The organism is Hymenobacter sp. B1770 (genome assembly GCF_049896385.1).
Classification (GTDB): domain Bacteria; phylum Bacteroidota; class Bacteroidia; order Cytophagales; family Hymenobacteraceae; genus Hymenobacter.
The window spans coordinates 406,494-421,357 of record NZ_JAFCUF010000001.1; the positions used below are offsets into that span (position 1 = coordinate 406,494).

Here is a 14,864-nt window from a genome sequence, read left to right on the forward strand (position 1 = left end):
AATCGCAGGCGGGGCTTTTTAGCTTGAAACCGGTGGGGCTTATTCCACCACCAGGCGCTTGTTCACGGTGCCTTGCTCGGTTTGCAGGCGCAGCGTGTACACGCCGCGGGCCACACCGCTCAGCGAGAGCGTGCGGGCCGTGGCGCCGGCAGCCAGCGTGCTGCGCAGCACGGTCTGGCCCAGGGCATTTATCACCTGCACTTCTGTGGCCTGGCGGGCCAGGGCAGCGGGCAGAGCGATGGACACCGCGCCACGGGCCGGGTTCGGGAACACCGACACCTGCTGGGCGAGGGCGGCCGGGGCGTTCGAGAGCACAGCTTGCTGGGTGAGCAGCAGCGAGAAGCGGCCGGTGCTAACGCCCGCGGCCAGCTGGAAGCTGTACCCGGGCTGGGTGCTCAGGTCGATGCGGGCGCCGGTCTGAGCGTCGCGCAGGAAGGCAAAGGTGCCGGCCGGCAGGCGTAGCAGCTCGGCGGCGCGCAGTGTGTAGGTACCGGCCTGGCCGGCCTGCAGGCGCAGGTTCACCACTACATCGGCGGCGGTGAGGGCGGGCAGGGCATTCACCGACAGGGCGGTGAGGGGCGAGGCAATTTCGCTGGCCACCAGCGGGCCGTTGCCGCCCACCAGCTTGTAGGCGTCCAGGTTGGAGTCGAAGCCGGCCGTAGCGGCGGCGTCGAAGTACACCACGGCTTCATCGGCCGAGCCGGTGGCACCGCGCAGGTCGAAGCGCACGAGCGGGGCCGTGGCGGCGCTGCGCTGGAAGATGGGGCTGGCGTAGGTGGTGAGGCGGGCAGCGTTGGTGAAGGTAACCTCGCCGTTGCTGGTGGCGGGGGTGCTCACCCGCACAAAGAAGCCCTGGGCAACGGCAATCTGGTCGGTGCCGCCGTTGGTGCCGGTGCCATCGGCCACGTAGGTCGAGTAGGTGCCGGCGTACTGGCCCGTGGAGCGGTACACGTACACGGCGGCGTCCACGTTGGTGCGGCCCACCAAGTCCCAGTCAATGGGCGAGGGGTAGGGGTTACCAAGCAAGTAGTAGCCCGACTCGGTTTGCGTGCCGCGGCTCAGGCCGAAGGTGGCGTAGGTACCGTTGTTCAGGGTGCCGGTAAAGTCTACGGTTTGCGAAGCGGGCACGTTCACGGTGTAGCCGCGGGTTACATCCAGGGCGTCGCCCAGGCTGTTGGGCGAGAAGAAGCCTTTGTCGAAGTCCTGCGGGGCGGGGTTGCCGCTGGTGTTCACGCGGGCTTCGTTGTAGCCAAACACGGTGGGGAAGGGCGTCACGCTATTGGGGACGGCGGCCGTGTTGTAGGCCGGGTTCACTACCGGCGTGAAGCCGGGAGTGGTCAGGTCGTTCACCGTCGAGCCGCTTACCGGGGCCGAGTAGTGGCGGTAGCCGGGGCCGTTGTTCAGGGTGGGGGTGATGTAGCGCTGCACGGTGGTGTTTCCGGCCACGGCGCCGTTGGCGTTCACCACGTGGGCCGTGCCGGTGGCGTTGGAGAGCAGGGTCAGGTTGCCGTTGGAGGTCAGGTTGCCGTTGAGCAGCAACACGCGCTGCACCTGCACCGGCGCAGCGGCCGTGAGGCCGGCGGGGCCAGCCGTGAGGTTGTTGAAGAAGGTGGTGGTGCCGCTCACGGTCTGGGCTGCTGCGCCATTGAAGGCCATGGTGCCCGTGCCGCTGCCCATGGTGGTGCCGCCGTTGTTGGTGAAGCTGCCGCTGAGCGTGAGGGTGCCGCCGTTGGCGGTGGTGAGGGTGGCACCGCTGGCCAGCGTGACGCCGTTGGCCTGCTGGGCGTTGCTCACTACGGGGTCATTGGCGACGTCCGGAATGGTCACGTTGTCGGCGGCAGTGGGCACCTGCATCGGCGACCAGTTGCCGGCCGTGCCCCAGTCGGTGCTCACGGCGCCGGTCCAGGTGAGGCCCGCTACCACAACGGGAGCCGGGGTGAGGAAGGCGGCCAATCCGGTGAGGCTGCTGCCATTGCCCACGCGGCCCAGCAGACTAGTGGCGCCGGAGGCCAAGTCGATGGTGTAGAGGTTGTCGGCGCTGGTGCCGGTGAGCGAAGCCGCCAGGAAGCCTGTGTTGGCGGGAGTGGCAGGGTTGGTGAGGTCCGTGTAAATGTCGAATTCCACGCCATTGGCCACGGCAATGCCGGTGGGGCCCTGGTCTACGTAGGTGCCAGCGTTGGCATCAGTCGAGCGCAGCAGCACGTTGCGGGCCTGGTCGTAGCCGAAAAGCATGGTGCCAGTGGCAGCGTTGTTGTCGTTGTTGGTATACGCCACACCCGAGAGGGTTGGGGTGCCGCCCGCGCCAGTCAGCGTGCCATCAGTGATGAAGACGCCGTCGTTCGGGTTCATGCGCAGGTTGGCTTGGTTCGAGGCCGAGGTGATGCGGATGCGGTCGGGTACGGGGTTGAAGTCAAAGCCGATGTTGGCCGCCGTGGCGCCCAGGGGCATGGCTTGCAAGCTGCCCACAGCCGAGAGTGCGCCAGTGGCCAGATTCAGGGTGTAGAGCTGACCCTGTTGAGCGGCTGCGTTGTAGCCCAGGGCGTACAGCATGCCGTTGAAGGGCCGGAAATCGGTGCCCACAAGCACCTGGTCGGCGCCCAGGCCGGTGATGTTCACGGCCGTGCGAATGACGGTGGGGTTGCCCGAGTCAAACGAAACGAGGTTGCCGCCGGCCACGCCGTAGAGCAGGCGCCCGGTCAGGGCCGCCGTGTTGTTGGGCACGGCAGTGGGGGCGAGCACCGCCGAAATGTCGCGCACCGGAATGCCCAAGCCAATGGTGCCTACCAGTGTGGTGGCAGCCGTGCCCAGGTCGAGGGTGTAGAGGTTGCTGGCGGTGGCGCCACCGGGATTAGCCGTCAGGAAGGCGCGGTTCAGCGAGGCGCTGGCATCGAAGTAGATGTCGAGGTCCACCAAAGCGTTGGTCGAGCTTAGTGCTAGGCCGGTGTTGCCCACGGTGTTGAGGGTGCCGGCATTTGGCGGGTTTTGGATAGCCAGCGTGCTCAGGGCTTCGTCGATGTCGTAGAGCGTGGTGCCGGTGCTGCCGGCAAAGCTGTTGGTGTAGCCTACCGAGCCGATGCGGGGCGTGGCGCCAACGTTGGCGTCGCCAGCGGCATAAGTGAGCTGTCCATCGGTGGCGGCTAGGCTTCCGTTGTTGGGGTTGAGGCGGAAGTCGGCGCGGTTGGTGCTCACCACCCGGATGCGGTCGACGGTGGGGTTGAAGTCGAAGCCGATGTTATCGGTAGGGCCGCCCAGTTCAAGCCGAATGGCTGGGCCAACGGGCGTTGCGACCGCCGTAGTCAGGTTGATGGTGTAGAGCTGGGAGTTGGCGCCCGCGGTGGCTGCATCGTAGCCCATGCCGAACAGCTGGCCGGTGTTGGGGCGGAAGTCGGTGCCCACCAGCGTCTGGCCGGTGCTGAGGCCCGTGATGCCCACGGCCGTGTTAATGAAGCCCGGCGTGCCTGAATAGAACGACAGCAGCGCGTTGTTGGTATTCACCGCATACAGCAGCTGGCCATTGGGGGCCGGCGAAGTCCGGTCGATGGCAAAAGCAATGTCGCTGATAACTAAGCCGGGGAAGCCGCTGCTGACGAGCGAAGCGTTGCCCGTGGCGAGGTTGAAGTTAAAGAAGGCGGTGGAGGTGGGGTTGAGCGCAGTGGTAACGGCCAACAGGGTGCTCTGGGCCCGCGTCGTGGGGTCGGTGAAAATGTCGAAATCTGTCTGGTCGCCGGCAGCAAGCAGCGGTGCGCTGTTGCGGGTGATGGCTACCCCAGCCGACAGCACGCCGTCGTTGGGTGGGCTTTGAATGTAGAGTGTCGAGCGGCTCTCGTCGATATCGTAGAGCGTGGTGCTGGCTGTGCCCTGGAAGCTGTTGGTGTAGGCCACCGAGCCCACGACGGGGTTGTCGGTGGAGGGAGCCGGAAACTTAAGGTCACCGTCGCGCACAACCACGGTCCCGTTGTTGGGGTTGAGGCGGAAGTTGGCGTCGTTGCTGCTCGTCACCCGAATGCGGTCCACGGTGGGGTTGAAGTCGAAGCCAATGCGCTCCGTGGCGTCGCCCAGCGCCAGCGCCAGCGAGCTGCCCACGGTGGTGGCAGCCCCCGTGGTGATATTAAGGGTATAGAGCTGGGCTGTGCCGGCGCCGTTGTAGCCGAGGGCAAACAGCTCGCCCGTGGCTGGGCGCGAGTCAATGCCTACCAGCGCCTGTCCGGCCGCTACGCCCGTAATGGGCACTAGGGTAGGAGTGCCGCCCAGAATAAGGGTAGAAGCATTAAAAGTCACGAGCCCGGTTCCATTCGGCGTCAAGCCATAAACGGTTTGCGCTTGGGCAGATGGTGCAGCGGCCAGCAGGCCCATGGTCAAAGCCGCCGCGGATAGCACCTTGGAGGTGAGCCGCCAGAGCCCGGGTTCGGAGGAAGGTATTTTTGTGTTCATGCTTACTTGGTGTGGTATAGGAAAAGTGAACGAACAGGTAGAGCACCTGCTGGGTGCAGCAGGTGACTTTGCAAGAAATACGGTAACCACAGCTGTTCAGATTGAACTTTTCTTGATTTAAATTTTCCGTGAACTTTACAATGCCTCTGGTCAGCTTACAAGGGTACTTCTTGCTGTAAAGCAGTTCTTTCGCACAGTAGATAATCTGCTACCGGAACGCTGGCAAACGCGGATTGTGCATCGGAGCCAGGCATTTGAGCGGGTGCTGCCGCGGCATCCACAAACCAAAGCGGGCATCAACTCGAACGGGCATTGTCAGCCGTTGGCCCAGTTCGCGGCCGTCCCACTAAGGGTGCAGGCTGGCCATCTGTTGCGGGCCAGAACATCGCTAAAACTCGACTATAAAGCCTGCCGTCGGTACCACCAGCGCGTCGCTGTCGCGCACCAGAATGGGGAGGGCGTTGCCGGGCGTGCGCTCGAAGTATTGGTGGGCGACGACACCGGCTTAGTGAGCAGCGCGTTCTGCACGTTGATGTAGAAGTCGAAGCTGAGGTAGGAGAGGGGCTGTGGCAGTGCCCGGCAGGGTGAGTTCCCCTGCTGGCTGATACCTACCCCCTTCAGAAACTTTTCCACTCACGCAATCCGGTGGCCAAACCAGCCGCGTAGGTGGGTCATCATTCAAAACATCCAACCAAGTATTTATAAAGATGAAAAAGCATTTGTTCTCCCTCGCCGCCGCAGTTCTCCTGAGTGCTGCTGCTACCTCCACTGTTTCGGCCCAGGCCATGATTACCCCCGGCACGGTGATGGTAGGCGGCATGGCGATGTACCCCAACAAGGACATCGTATCGAACGCCGTTAACTCGAAAGACCACACCACCCTGGTAGCCGCCGTGAAAGCCGCTGACCTCGTGGGAACGCTGCAAGGTAAAGGCCCTTTCACCGTGTTCGCCCCGGTAAACGATGCCTTCGAAAACCTGCCCGCTGGCACCGTAGAAACCCTGCTGAAGCCTGAAAACAAGGCTACCCTATCTAAGGTGTTGACCTACCACGTAGTAGCCGGCAAGATGGACTCCAAGGCCATCATGGCTGCCATCAAGGCGGGCAAAGGCAAGGCTACGTTGAAAACCGTGAGTGGCGGCACCCTCACGGCCATGATGAACGGTACGCAAAATGTGGTGCTAACCGACGAGTCAGGCAACACCGCCAGCATTTCTACGTACGATGTAACGCAGAGCAACGGCGTGATTCACGTAATCGACAAAGTGATGCTGCCCAAGTAGTCCTTCTGAGCTAGCTAACACAACTTAAAAACCCCCGCCGCAGGCTTCAGGCCCGCGGCGGGGGTTTGCGTTTTAGGGGGTGGACGGCCCCGCCGTGCCTTACTGCTCGGCCGTGGCGCTTTTCTGTGGCTCAGGTTTTAAAGAGGCTTCCGGTCGCTCGCGCCGTTCGGCGGGCTGCCGTGGTGCCGGCGCCTGGGGTTGTGCATCGGGCGTGGCCGGGGGCTCGCTGCTCAGGGCCTCTTGCGCTGATTTCTGACGCGCTGCCGCTTTTGAAAAAAACGAATCACAGCTGCTTTCCGATGTGCGGGCATACTCGTAGCCCAGCAGCAGCGAGCGGCGGTAAAACTCACAGGCCGACAGCGTATCGCCGGTGCGGGCAGCTAGGCGGCCAAGCAGGTAGTGGGTGCGGCCGTCCTTGGGGCGGGCCTGCAGCACCTTAAAATAGTCGGTGCGGGCGTCGTCGAAGCGAGCGAGGGCCGTGAGGGCCAGGCCCCGCACCTGCACATAGTGCCACAGCACCGGAGCGCCGGCCCGTTGGCGCTGGGCCAGGCCGTGCGAAAGGTCGGCAAGGGCCAGTTCAGGCTGGTTAAGGTCGAGCAGGCGGGCCTTGCCGCGGGACAGGAAAGCTACACTCAGGGTGCTATCGAGCGCCACTGCGCGGCTGAAGTTGCGCTCGGCCGACTCGTGCAGACCCAGGTCGGTTTCGCAGCGGCCCAGGCGGTAGAGCATGTCGGCCGTAGCCCGGTCGGGCAAAGGCTGGAGCAAAGCGGCTTTAAAATCGTTGCGGGCCGCCACGGGGTCGTTGTTAAGCAGCATCTCCAGCTCGCCGCGGCGGCGCAGGGCAGCAGCGTAGTCGGGCCGGAAGTGCAGGGCTTCTTCCATGAAGCTATAGGCCGAGGCAAGGTGCCCGCGGGCATAGGCGCGCAGGCCGTCGCGGTAGTTGCTAGTGGCCGTGATGCGGTCCATGGTCACTTTCACAGTCAGCGAAAGCAGTACGATGCCCAATAAAAACAAAATGGTGAGCACCCAGTCGCGACGGTTGAAGCTGGTGCGCTGGTTGGGAATGCGCTGGTAGTGCCGCTCGCGGCTGCCCGCAGGCGGGCGGGTGCGCAGCGGAGCGGGCGGCGGCATGGGCACTCCGTACACGTGCTGGGTAGCCGGTCGGTGTTGCTGCTGGCGGGCCGCCTCTTCGGCGCGCCGACCCGCCTGGGCCAGCTGAAAGTCGTAGGTGGCCCGGCGGCCGGGGTCGCCGAGCACCCGGTAAGCCAGGGCCACAGCTTTGAACTGCTCCTCATAGCGCACATCACCGCCGTGCTTGTCGGGGTGGTAGCGCACCACCAACTGCCGGTACGCCCGCTTGATTTCGGCGGCCGGGGCAGTGGCTGCTACGCCAAGGACTTGATAATGATTCTGACTCACGCTGGGCACCAAACACAAAGGACCGCACAAAAGTCAGCCACGCCCGCAAATTTTCCGTAGAACCGGCTCAGTCAACTGCTGTATTTTATAAAATAGCCTGACTACCCACGCTTCCCTCTTCATTCTTGTCACCCCAATCTTCGCGCCGTATGGTTCTCGACGACGACAACTCCAAAACACCCCGCAACGACAGCCTGATTGGCAACCTGACCGGCTACCTTGATACGCGCATCGACTTGGTGCGGCTGGAAATCCAGGAGAAGGTTTCTACCATGTTGGTGGGTACCATTCACGGCGCAACCCTGGCCATCTTGGGCCTGATGTTCGTCATCTTCCTGAGCATATTTGCCGGGCTGGCCCTTAATTCGGCCCTCGATAGCACCTTCTGGGGCTTTGGCATTGTGGCAGGCTTCTACCTGCTGCTGCTGGTGCTGGTGCTGATAGGGGTCGACAAAACTGCCTTCCAGGGCTTGGCTACCAAGCTGCTGAAGGACAAAATTTATAAATCTGACAAACGCCAAGCCTAGCCTGCTATGAGTGACCTGCAAAATCCCCTGTTTGACGAGGAAAAAGAATTTCTGGAGCGCAAAAAGCTGGAGTACGAGCGCGCCCTTCGCGGCGATGTGGAAGAAATCAAAGAAAAGTCGGTGCAAGCAGGCAAGGTAGCCCTGGTTGGGGCGGGCCTAGTTGGTAGCGTTTGGCTGATTGCCAAAGCCTTTGGCGGCTTTAGCAAGCGCAGAAAGAACAAGCGCTATGCTCAAACCGGCGATAACCGCGCCGAGTACGAGCCCGATGGCTTCGACGGAGAAGACGACGGTTTTGGCTCCGAATACGAATACTTTACGGCCGGGAATGGCAAGCGCTACAAGAGCGTGATTCATCGCAAGTCGGCCGCCGATTCGGCCCGGGTTTTCCAGGACCACGAAGGTGCGTTCGAGCAGGAGCACGAGCATGAGTCCGACGATTTGGGCTTTGGCTCGAAAGCAGCACCGCAGTCTACTGAGCAAGACCAGGCTGTGGGCGCACTGTTCAGTGCTGATTCTTTTGGCGATAATCAATTGCAAAACTCTCCCTTTAATCCCGAGGAGTTTCAGGACGACCCCTTCCGGGACCTGCCCTACGACGACAGCCGCCGGCTGCCCACCTCGCACGACTTCGACAAAGAAGAGGAGCTGGAGTCCAACAGCAACGGAAAGTACATTAGCCCTCGCTCCAGCAACATGGTGGGCCAGGTGCTGCAGGCTTTCCTGAAGTCCGATACCGGCAAGATGCTGGTAGCGCAAGCTGCCGCCGTGGCCCTGGCCATGGTAACAAAAAAAGTGAGCGAGTTTTTCCCTGCGGACAAAAATCCCGACCTTGCGAGTTCCCCGGCCTACGCCCCCGCCGAAACCGGGTTTGCTCCCGTCGCTTCGCTCGCTTCTCCTGATTCCCCGGATGCGTCCACCCACACCTCTGCTCTATGACGCGCTCCGGACTCGGCAGCAACAAGGCCGCAAGGCATTGGCCGTGCTGCTCGACCCGGATAATTTAAACGAAACCAGTCTATTACGCTTGTTGCGCCTGGCTCAGGCGCACCCGGTCGATTACTTTTTCGTGGGGGGCAGCCTGGTGCTTAGTTCGCACCAGGCTGCCCTTATTGCGTTGATTAAAGAGCACTCCGCCGTACCGGTAGTGCTCTTTCCGAGCCATAGCCTGCACCTCGACGGCCCCGCCGATGGCATTCTGCTGCTCTCGCTGATTTCGGGCCGCAACCCCGATTTTCTTATCGGCCAGCACGTGGTGGCGGCGCCGCGCCTGCGCGCCAGCGGCCTGCAGCTGTTGCCCACCGGCTACATGCTCGTCGATTCGGGACGGCCCACAACGGCCTCCTACGTGAGCGGCACCATGCCGCTGCCCCACGACAAGCCGGGCATTGCCGCTTGCACCGCCCTGGCCGGTGAGCAGCTTGGCCTGAAACTGATGTACCTCGACGGCGGCAGCGGTGCTCAAAACCCGGTGTCGGCCGCCATGATTGCCGCTGTGCGCGAAGCCGTGGCCGCTCCCATTATTGTGGGCGGTGGGCTGAACACCGGCGAAAAAGTGTACGCTGCCCTTGCCGCCGGGGCCGATGTGGTGGTGGTAGGCAACCACATCGAAGCCGAACCGGAGTTTCTGGCCGAAGTTGTGGGCGTGGTGGCGTCGTTCAACGCCGTGGTGGCGGTAAGCCTGGTGTAGCACGGGCCGCCCCGGGGCCTTGCTTTTTTAATCCCTCACCGGTCCGGCCGTGAGTGCCCGGTCGGGCTCGGCCCGGCGCAGGACTTTGAGATAAGCCACTAAGTCGTCGAGCTCCTGGGCACTAATCCGGTCTTTTTTGAAAGCCGGCATCATGCCCAGCCAAAGCAGAAACGCGCGGTCGCGCACGCGAAAGCGCAGGGCTGCGCCGGGCAGGTGAACGTTGTTGAGCGGAGGGCCCGCTCCGGCTTCGCCGCCCGGGTGGCATTTCTGGCAATTCTGCATGAACACTGCCTGGCCGCGAACCAGCCGCTCGCTGTTGATGGCTGCAGTGCGGGCCGCTATCGGCTCCGAGCGGCGGGCCGTGCTGCAGGCGGCCAACCCCAAACCAGCCGCCGAGAGTAGAACAAGGATGCGTTTCATGGGCGGGGAGTGTTAAATTTTGGTAATTTTCCAAAGCACACCGGTCTGCTTTTTGGGCGCTGGCCCTTGTTCCGTCATGGGCATCTGGCCAAAGTCGACTACGTAAAGCGTTTGGCCGTCGGGCGAGAAGCGGGCCGCCACGGGGCGCTCCAAGCCGGCGTTGCCGATTTCGGAGCCGGGCCCGTTCACGCGGCCTTTGTTCACAAGAAAGTCTTCTACCCGACCATTTTCCACGTTCACGCGCACCACTTTAAAGCCCACAGGCCCGTAGATGCGTCCGGTGTTCGGGGCCATGTCGCCAAACTGCGCAATAAATGCTTCCCCGACGTGGCCAAAAGCCGCCGAGCGGGAAAAGTCGAAACCGTTGGACGAGGAATGCACGCCCAGCACGGCCGCGGGCTTCGGCGGTGTCTGGGGATGCTTGGCGAGTATCTGACTGGGGTTGCGGCCGGGCCCGTTGTAGTCCTTCCGGGCCAGCGATTCTCCCGCTGAATAGTCGGGGAAACCGTACCACGTGCCTTTTTTAATTTCCCAGAGCACGTCGCCGGCGCCGTATACGGGCCGGCTGCCGCGGCTGTCGTAGGCGTTTTCGGTGGTGAACAGGCGCCCGTCCGGCGCAAAAGCCAGCCCGAAGGGATTGCGCAGGCCCGACGCTACCAGTTCCAGGGGGCCGCCCCGCAACGGCACCCGCATAATGGCCCCGGTGCAGGGCAATTGGCCTTTTATTACCTGACCTTCCTTTATGGGCGTGCCATAGGGCGAGTAGGCGCCGGTCATGGCTTTATCATCTTTGGCCTCGGTGAGGACGTTGTCGGAGGTGTAGTTCTGGCCTGCCAGGGTCAGGTCCTCGCAGGGGTAGTCGTGAAACTGGGGGTTGCGGGTGAGCCAACCAAATTCGGCAGCGTCGGGGCCTACTACGCCCGAGTTGGTGGCCGTGCCTTGTCCGAAGTAGAGGTAGCCGTCGGTGCCGATGGCGGGGCCGTTGGTGTGGTGGTCGCCCAGGCTCGGCAGCTTATCAACCACCACGCTCATCTGGCCCTGGGGCGTCACGCGCAGGATGCGGCCGCCTTCCAGCTCGCCGCCTTCGGAGATATAGAAATTGCCTTCGTGGAAGGCTAGGCCAGTCCAGGGGCCATTTTTGCCGCCTGTGTACACCTCCTCGGTTTGGCCCCCAGCACGCAGGCGCAGCAGGCGCGGCGCTGTCCACACCTCACCGTATGAATACCCGGCCTCCAGAACGTAAGGCGTGCCCTGGGCATCGAAGGCCACTCCCGTGGGGTAGGTAAGGCCTTGGGCGACGGCCTCCACGCGGTAGCCAGTAGGCAGGGCCACATCGCCGGCGTTTACGGTGCGGGCCACGGGTTCAAACGACTTGGGGCCGCCGTAATGCCCGCGCAGCTTGTAGCACCCTGAAAGACCTGCGGCAACTAAGAAACCCAAGGCCAGCGTGGCCCGGCGTGCAAGCGTATAATACGGCATACAGCGAACTGAAAAATAGAAAGAACGGGCCCCAATAATCTTGCTTTATACTCCTCAGAAAGGCTGAGGTTATTGTTGAGCTTGCTGGTATCCTTTGCTTTACGCTTTCGTATTGCACGCATCGGCTTCAACTGTTTTTTGCCTATGCGCTACGTGTTCTGGACCCTGGCTTTGCTGTTGGTGGTGTTTGCAGCCCTGCAGCTCAACGACCCCGACCCGGCCCTCTGGGTGGCGCTCTACCTGGTGCCCGCAGCGGTGATGGCCTGGGTGGCGTCGGGGGCGGCGGTGTCGCCCTGGCTGCCCTGGGGCCTGACCGTTGTGTACGTTGGGTTGGCCATCTGGTGGTGGCCCAGCCGCTTCGATGGGGTCACAGGCCCTATGAGCCCCCAAACCACCGTGGAGGAAGGCCGCGAAGCCCTGGGCCTGCTGATTTGCGCGGCCTGCTTGGCGCTGGCCGGGCGCTACGCACACCGCCGCTCTGCTGCTGGCTCGAAGGTGGCAGTATGATGCAGCGCCTTATTTTAATCTGCTTGCTGGGGCTATTAGGGCAAAACGGACGCGCCCAGACAGCTACGCCCGCCGACTCCGGCCGGGTGCGGCGGGTAGGGGTGCTGCCCGTGCCAACCTTTGGCTACACCCCCGAAACCAAGGGCTACCTCGGCGCGGTGGCCCTATTCACGCTGCGCCTCTACCCCGACGATACCCTTACGCGCACTTCCAACGCCAAGCTGGAAGCCAACTTCACCCAGAACCGTCAGCGGATTCTGGCCACGGAATGGACGTTCTTCTCACGCCAGGAATGCTACCTGACCCAGGGAGCTGTATCGCTACAGCGCTTTCCCGAGCTGTTTTGGGGCATCGGCAACCGCACGCCTGCTGCCAATGAAGAGCTGTTTGACACACGCCGCACCGAAGCCCGCGTGGCGGTACTGCGTCAGGTGCGGCGCTATGTGTTTGCGGGCCCTCGCCTGCAGCTACAGGAGCTGCGCGGGCTTGGCCTGCTGCCTGACGGCCTGCTGGCGCGCGGCGACATAGCCGGCAGCCGGGGCGGTCGGAGCAGCGGCGCCGGCTACGAGCTGGTTTACGACGGCCGCGACAATTTGCTCAACCCCCAGCGCCGGGGCTATGCCCGCCTCGCGCACAGCTTTTTCGGCGGCTGGCTGGGCAGCGACTTCCGCTTCACGCGCTACGAGCTAGACCTGCGCCGCTACTGGCGCCTCAAGTCGCGGGTGCTGCTGGCGGGCCAGCTGGTGGGGGCTTTTCATTCCGGGGAGCCGCCTTTTCGTATGCTGGCGCTGATGGGGCCCGAGGCCGGCATGCGGGGCTACTACACGGGCCGCTTTCGCGACCGCCAACTGCTGGCGGCCCAGGCCGAGGTGCGGGTGCCGCTCATCTGGCGGTTGGGCGTGGTAGGGTTTGCTGGGGCTGGGCAGGTCGCCCGCGGCTTCGGAGGGTTTGGCCTAGGCGAGCTTAAGCCTACTCTTGGCGGCGGCCTGCGCTTCCTGGTCGACAAACGGGAGAACGTGAACCTTCGCTTCGACTATGCGGTGGGCGCTGGCGGAAACACCGGCTTCTATGTGGCTTTTGGGGAGGCATTTTAGCCAATTGTGCACCATTCCGAAAGTCCACCTACAGTCCCGGAATGCCTTCAAACGCCTGCATGGGTACGCCATTGAACGCGAAGTAACCCTTCTGTACCCGCGCTACGCGTGCTGGCAAGCGTGAGCTGACTTGCGTTTAAAAAAGCGCCATTATGAGTGTGATTTCTAGGCTGCGCTATTTGCGCATCGCCGCCGGGGTAGCGAATACGGTTGAGCCCCCACGATTTGCTGCCCAATAGCGTTTATTAGACAGAGTTAATTTCCAACGTCGAGCTTTGGCTGACGCAGAAGTTGCTGAGCAGCCCACCGGCCCGATTCCACGGCTCCGTCGAGTCGGCCCCATTCACTGGCTGAGGTTTCGGCGCCGGCCCAGAGCAGGGCGCCGTCCCACTGCGGTTGCCGCAGCAAGGCAGGGCCCTGCAACGGCACTTCCAAAGGTGGATTCTCATCGCCGGGGGCGCTGGTCAGGGGTTCGCGCGCCCAGTCCAGCTCGTGGTAGGCTAGGGGAGAGGCCGCCTGCGGACCAAACAAGTGCACAAGCTGGTTTAGTACCGCTGCCTGCCGCTCCGCCGCCGGCGCCGCCCGGAGCGGGTGCGGAGCAGCAAAAAAGCCAAACAATGCGCCAAGTCCGCTATAGAGTGGCGAAGCGTCGTGAATCTCTACCAGGGGCCCATGCTGACTCACGGCAAAACCAGACCAGCCCTGGACCCGCCAAAACGGCTGCTCGTAAACTGCCACACTTTTCATGGCGTGGCTCATCCAGGTGGGCACGTCGAGCATGATTTGCCGCATGGCCGCGGGCAAAGCAGGCTCGAAGGCGATGCTGTGGGCCACCAGCCGCGGTGGTAGCGCCACTACTACGGCTGCCGCCCGGTAGGTGCAGAGGCTGTTGCTGTGCAAGGCCTGCACTTCCACTGCATTGCCCTCGGGCAAGTGGCGCAGCCGGGTCACGCGGGTATTCAATTGCAAGCAGCTTGCGGGCAGCTGCTCAGCCAGCTTGCGGCAGAGCACCGCTGCCCCGCCCACTAGGCGCAGGTAGCCCGCCGAGCCCGACGGATGGGGAAGGCGGTGCACGCCTTGCGGAGTCTCGTAGGCAGTGGCGCCAGCGCTGTACTGCGTGAGCGGCGAAATGTCCAGCTCCGCCAGCAGCTGCATGAGGTGGGGGTGGTGGGCCCACCCCCAAGTGGCGCCCAGGTCCAGCGAATCGGCGGCTGGGCTGGTGGGCAGCGCTGGCACGGCCAAGGTGCGGCCGCCCACCCGGTCGCGCGCTTCGAGCACCAGTATGGGCTGGCCCACCGCTTGCAGGGCCTGGGCAGCTGTGAGCCCGGCCAGACCCGCTCCGATGATGATAATAGGAGCAGCGGAAGCAGTGTCGGATGCTGTGGACATAAGCGGGAATAAAAGACTAAAAGACTATTTGGCAGATGCGGCAGGCAAACAGAGTAAACTGAGCTGCCCGCACCGCAGCAACAACGGCGCGCATCGACAAAACAGCGAGAGCCAGCCTGTGCTGCTGTTCGGAGATATTGCGCTACGCAGAAGGTTCATCAACTGCTCAAAAATGACGACGAGGTAATGTCCGCCACAGTCACTACGTATTTATTCCCCCCCCCCCCCCCTTTTTTTGGCAAAAATACCGTTTTATTCATTGGAAAGAGGGTTTTGTTCAGCTTTCAGGAACATATGAGAGTGGCGAAATTTGTAAAAACTAGCTCCCTCATTTCTATGAGCCAGGAATCACCTCTTCTGAGTACTGAGCATGGCCGCCGCCGTGCAGTCCGGTTTGCTCTCGCCCTCACCCACAACACCCATCTCGCGCCCCAGCGGTTTGAGGAGGAACTGCTGGACCAATTCGTGCGCGGCGAACTATCGATTGAGCAGGTATTGACGCATCTGGAAGAATCTGCTTCTTCAGAAGATGACCAAGGGGCCCGTAATGCCGCAGCTCAGTAACAACAATAACGCTCTGGCACCACCCAGTGGGCCTAAGCCCTGAGGCTGACTTTGGCATCTATTG

The 14,864-nt window shown here is 62.8% G+C and carries 12 protein-coding genes; 7 read left to right on the forward strand and 5 right to left on the reverse strand.

Features of this window, described 5'->3' with window-relative positions:
* Positions 1 to 39 precede the first annotated feature (39 nt).
* Positions 40 to 4,431, reverse strand: coding sequence for a DUF4394 domain-containing protein (locus ACP7AJ_RS01650; protein ID WP_426058442.1), 4,392 nt, complete (start codon positions 4,429 to 4,431; stop codon positions 40 to 42).
* 707 nt (positions 4,432 to 5,138) lie between these two features.
* On the opposite strand from ACP7AJ_RS01650, the gene ACP7AJ_RS01655 reads away from it, so the two are divergent.
* Positions 5,139 to 5,714: a fasciclin domain-containing protein gene (locus tag ACP7AJ_RS01655; protein ID WP_426058443.1), complete on the forward strand. Its 576-nt coding sequence runs from the start codon at positions 5,139 to 5,141 to the stop codon at positions 5,712 to 5,714.
* Between the two features lie 99 nt (positions 5,715 to 5,813).
* Here ACP7AJ_RS01655 and ACP7AJ_RS01660 read toward each other — a convergent pair whose 3' ends face one another.
* The gene (locus tag ACP7AJ_RS01660) at positions 5,814 to 7,133 is read right to left on the reverse strand and encodes a J domain-containing protein (protein ID WP_426058444.1); all 1,320 of its coding nucleotides are present in this window, start codon (positions 7,131 to 7,133) and stop codon (positions 5,814 to 5,816) included.
* A gap of 149 nt (positions 7,134 to 7,282) precedes the next feature.
* Here ACP7AJ_RS01660 and ACP7AJ_RS01665 point away from each other — a divergent pair, with 149 nt between their 5' ends.
* The 3 genes from ACP7AJ_RS01665 to ACP7AJ_RS01675 are packed head-to-tail and all read left to right on the forward strand — an operon-like array spanning position 7,283 to position 9,347.
* Positions 7,283 to 7,660 carry a phage holin family protein gene (locus tag ACP7AJ_RS01665; protein WP_426058445.1) on the forward strand — a complete coding sequence of 126 codons (378 nt, stop codon included), beginning with the start codon at positions 7,283 to 7,285 and terminating at the stop codon, positions 7,658 to 7,660.
* A gap of 6 nt (positions 7,661 to 7,666) precedes the next feature.
* Positions 7,667 to 8,596, forward strand: a complete 930-nt coding sequence (locus tag ACP7AJ_RS01670; protein WP_426058446.1) for a hypothetical protein — start codon at positions 7,667 to 7,669, stop codon at positions 8,594 to 8,596.
* Positions 8,568 to 9,347, forward strand: coding sequence for a geranylgeranylglyceryl/heptaprenylglyceryl phosphate synthase (locus ACP7AJ_RS01675; RefSeq protein WP_426058447.1), 780 nt, complete (start codon positions 8,568 to 8,570; stop codon positions 9,345 to 9,347). The genes ACP7AJ_RS01670 and ACP7AJ_RS01675 overlap by 29 nt, the downstream gene beginning before the upstream one ends.
* Before the next feature lie 27 nt (positions 9,348 to 9,374).
* On the opposite strand, the gene ACP7AJ_RS01680 is transcribed toward ACP7AJ_RS01675, so the two are convergent.
* Positions 9,375 to 9,767, reverse strand: a complete 393-nt coding sequence (locus ACP7AJ_RS01680; protein WP_426058448.1) for a c-type cytochrome — start codon at positions 9,765 to 9,767, stop codon at positions 9,375 to 9,377.
* A gap of 12 nt (positions 9,768 to 9,779) precedes the next feature.
* Positions 9,780 to 11,246: a PQQ-dependent sugar dehydrogenase gene (locus tag ACP7AJ_RS01685; RefSeq protein WP_426058449.1), complete on the reverse strand. Its 1,467-nt coding sequence runs from the start codon at positions 11,244 to 11,246 to the stop codon at positions 9,780 to 9,782.
* Between the two features lie 144 nt (positions 11,247 to 11,390).
* Here ACP7AJ_RS01685 and ACP7AJ_RS01690 point away from each other — a divergent pair, with 144 nt between their 5' ends.
* Complete coding sequence (locus tag ACP7AJ_RS01690; RefSeq protein WP_426058450.1) at positions 11,391 to 11,753, forward strand: transmembrane 220 family protein; 363 nt, start codon at positions 11,391 to 11,393, stop codon at positions 11,751 to 11,753.
* On the forward strand, positions 11,750 to 12,847 hold the full coding sequence (locus ACP7AJ_RS01695) for a BamA/TamA family outer membrane protein (protein ID WP_426058451.1): 1,098 nt from the start codon (positions 11,750 to 11,752) through the stop codon (positions 12,845 to 12,847). Before ACP7AJ_RS01690 ends, ACP7AJ_RS01695 begins: the two co-directional genes overlap by 4 nt.
* 255 nt (positions 12,848 to 13,102) lie before the next feature.
* Here the strand turns inward: ACP7AJ_RS01695 and ACP7AJ_RS01700 are convergent, their stop codons facing one another.
* Complete coding sequence (locus tag ACP7AJ_RS01700; protein ID WP_426058452.1) at positions 13,103 to 14,236, reverse strand: flavin monoamine oxidase family protein; 1,134 nt, start codon at positions 14,234 to 14,236, stop codon at positions 13,103 to 13,105.
* A gap of 336 nt (positions 14,237 to 14,572) precedes the next feature.
* On the opposite strand from ACP7AJ_RS01700, the gene ACP7AJ_RS01705 reads away from it, so the two are divergent.
* Positions 14,573 to 14,800, forward strand: a complete 228-nt coding sequence (locus ACP7AJ_RS01705) for a hypothetical protein (RefSeq protein WP_426058453.1) — start codon at positions 14,573 to 14,575, stop codon at positions 14,798 to 14,800.
* Positions 14,801 to 14,864: the final 64 nt, after the last annotated feature.

What these genes read in the sequence shown, in the direction of transcription:
- ACP7AJ_RS01650 (WP_426058442.1), bottom strand. Translation starts at nt 4,431, where the DNA reads ATGAACACAAAAATACCTTCCTCCGAACCCGGGCTCTGGCGGCTCACC.
- ACP7AJ_RS01655 (WP_426058443.1), top strand. Translation starts at nt 5,139, where the DNA reads ATGAAAAAGCATTTGTTCTCCCTCGCCGCCGCAGTTCTCCTGAGTGCT.
- ACP7AJ_RS01665 (WP_426058445.1), top strand. Translation starts at nt 7,283, where the DNA reads ATGGTTCTCGACGACGACAACTCCAAAACACCCCGCAACGACAGCCTG.
- ACP7AJ_RS01670 (WP_426058446.1), top strand. Translation starts at nt 7,667, where the DNA reads ATGAGTGACCTGCAAAATCCCCTGTTTGACGAGGAAAAAGAATTTCTG.
- ACP7AJ_RS01675 (WP_426058447.1), top strand. Translation starts at nt 8,568, where the DNA reads ATGCGTCCACCCACACCTCTGCTCTATGACGCGCTCCGGACTCGGCAG.
- ACP7AJ_RS01680 (WP_426058448.1), bottom strand. Translation starts at nt 9,767, where the DNA reads ATGAAACGCATCCTTGTTCTACTCTCGGCGGCTGGTTTGGGGTTGGCC.
- ACP7AJ_RS01685 (WP_426058449.1), bottom strand. Translation starts at nt 11,246, where the DNA reads ATGCCGTATTATACGCTTGCACGCCGGGCCACGCTGGCCTTGGGTTTC.
- ACP7AJ_RS01690 (WP_426058450.1), top strand. Translation starts at nt 11,391, where the DNA reads ATGCGCTACGTGTTCTGGACCCTGGCTTTGCTGTTGGTGGTGTTTGCA.
- ACP7AJ_RS01695 (WP_426058451.1), top strand. Translation starts at nt 11,750, where the DNA reads ATGATGCAGCGCCTTATTTTAATCTGCTTGCTGGGGCTATTAGGGCAA.
- ACP7AJ_RS01700 (WP_426058452.1), bottom strand. Translation starts at nt 14,236, where the DNA reads ATGTCCACAGCATCCGACACTGCTTCCGCTGCTCCTATTATCATCATC.
- ACP7AJ_RS01705 (WP_426058453.1), top strand. Translation starts at nt 14,573, where the DNA reads ATGAGCCAGGAATCACCTCTTCTGAGTACTGAGCATGGCCGCCGCCGT.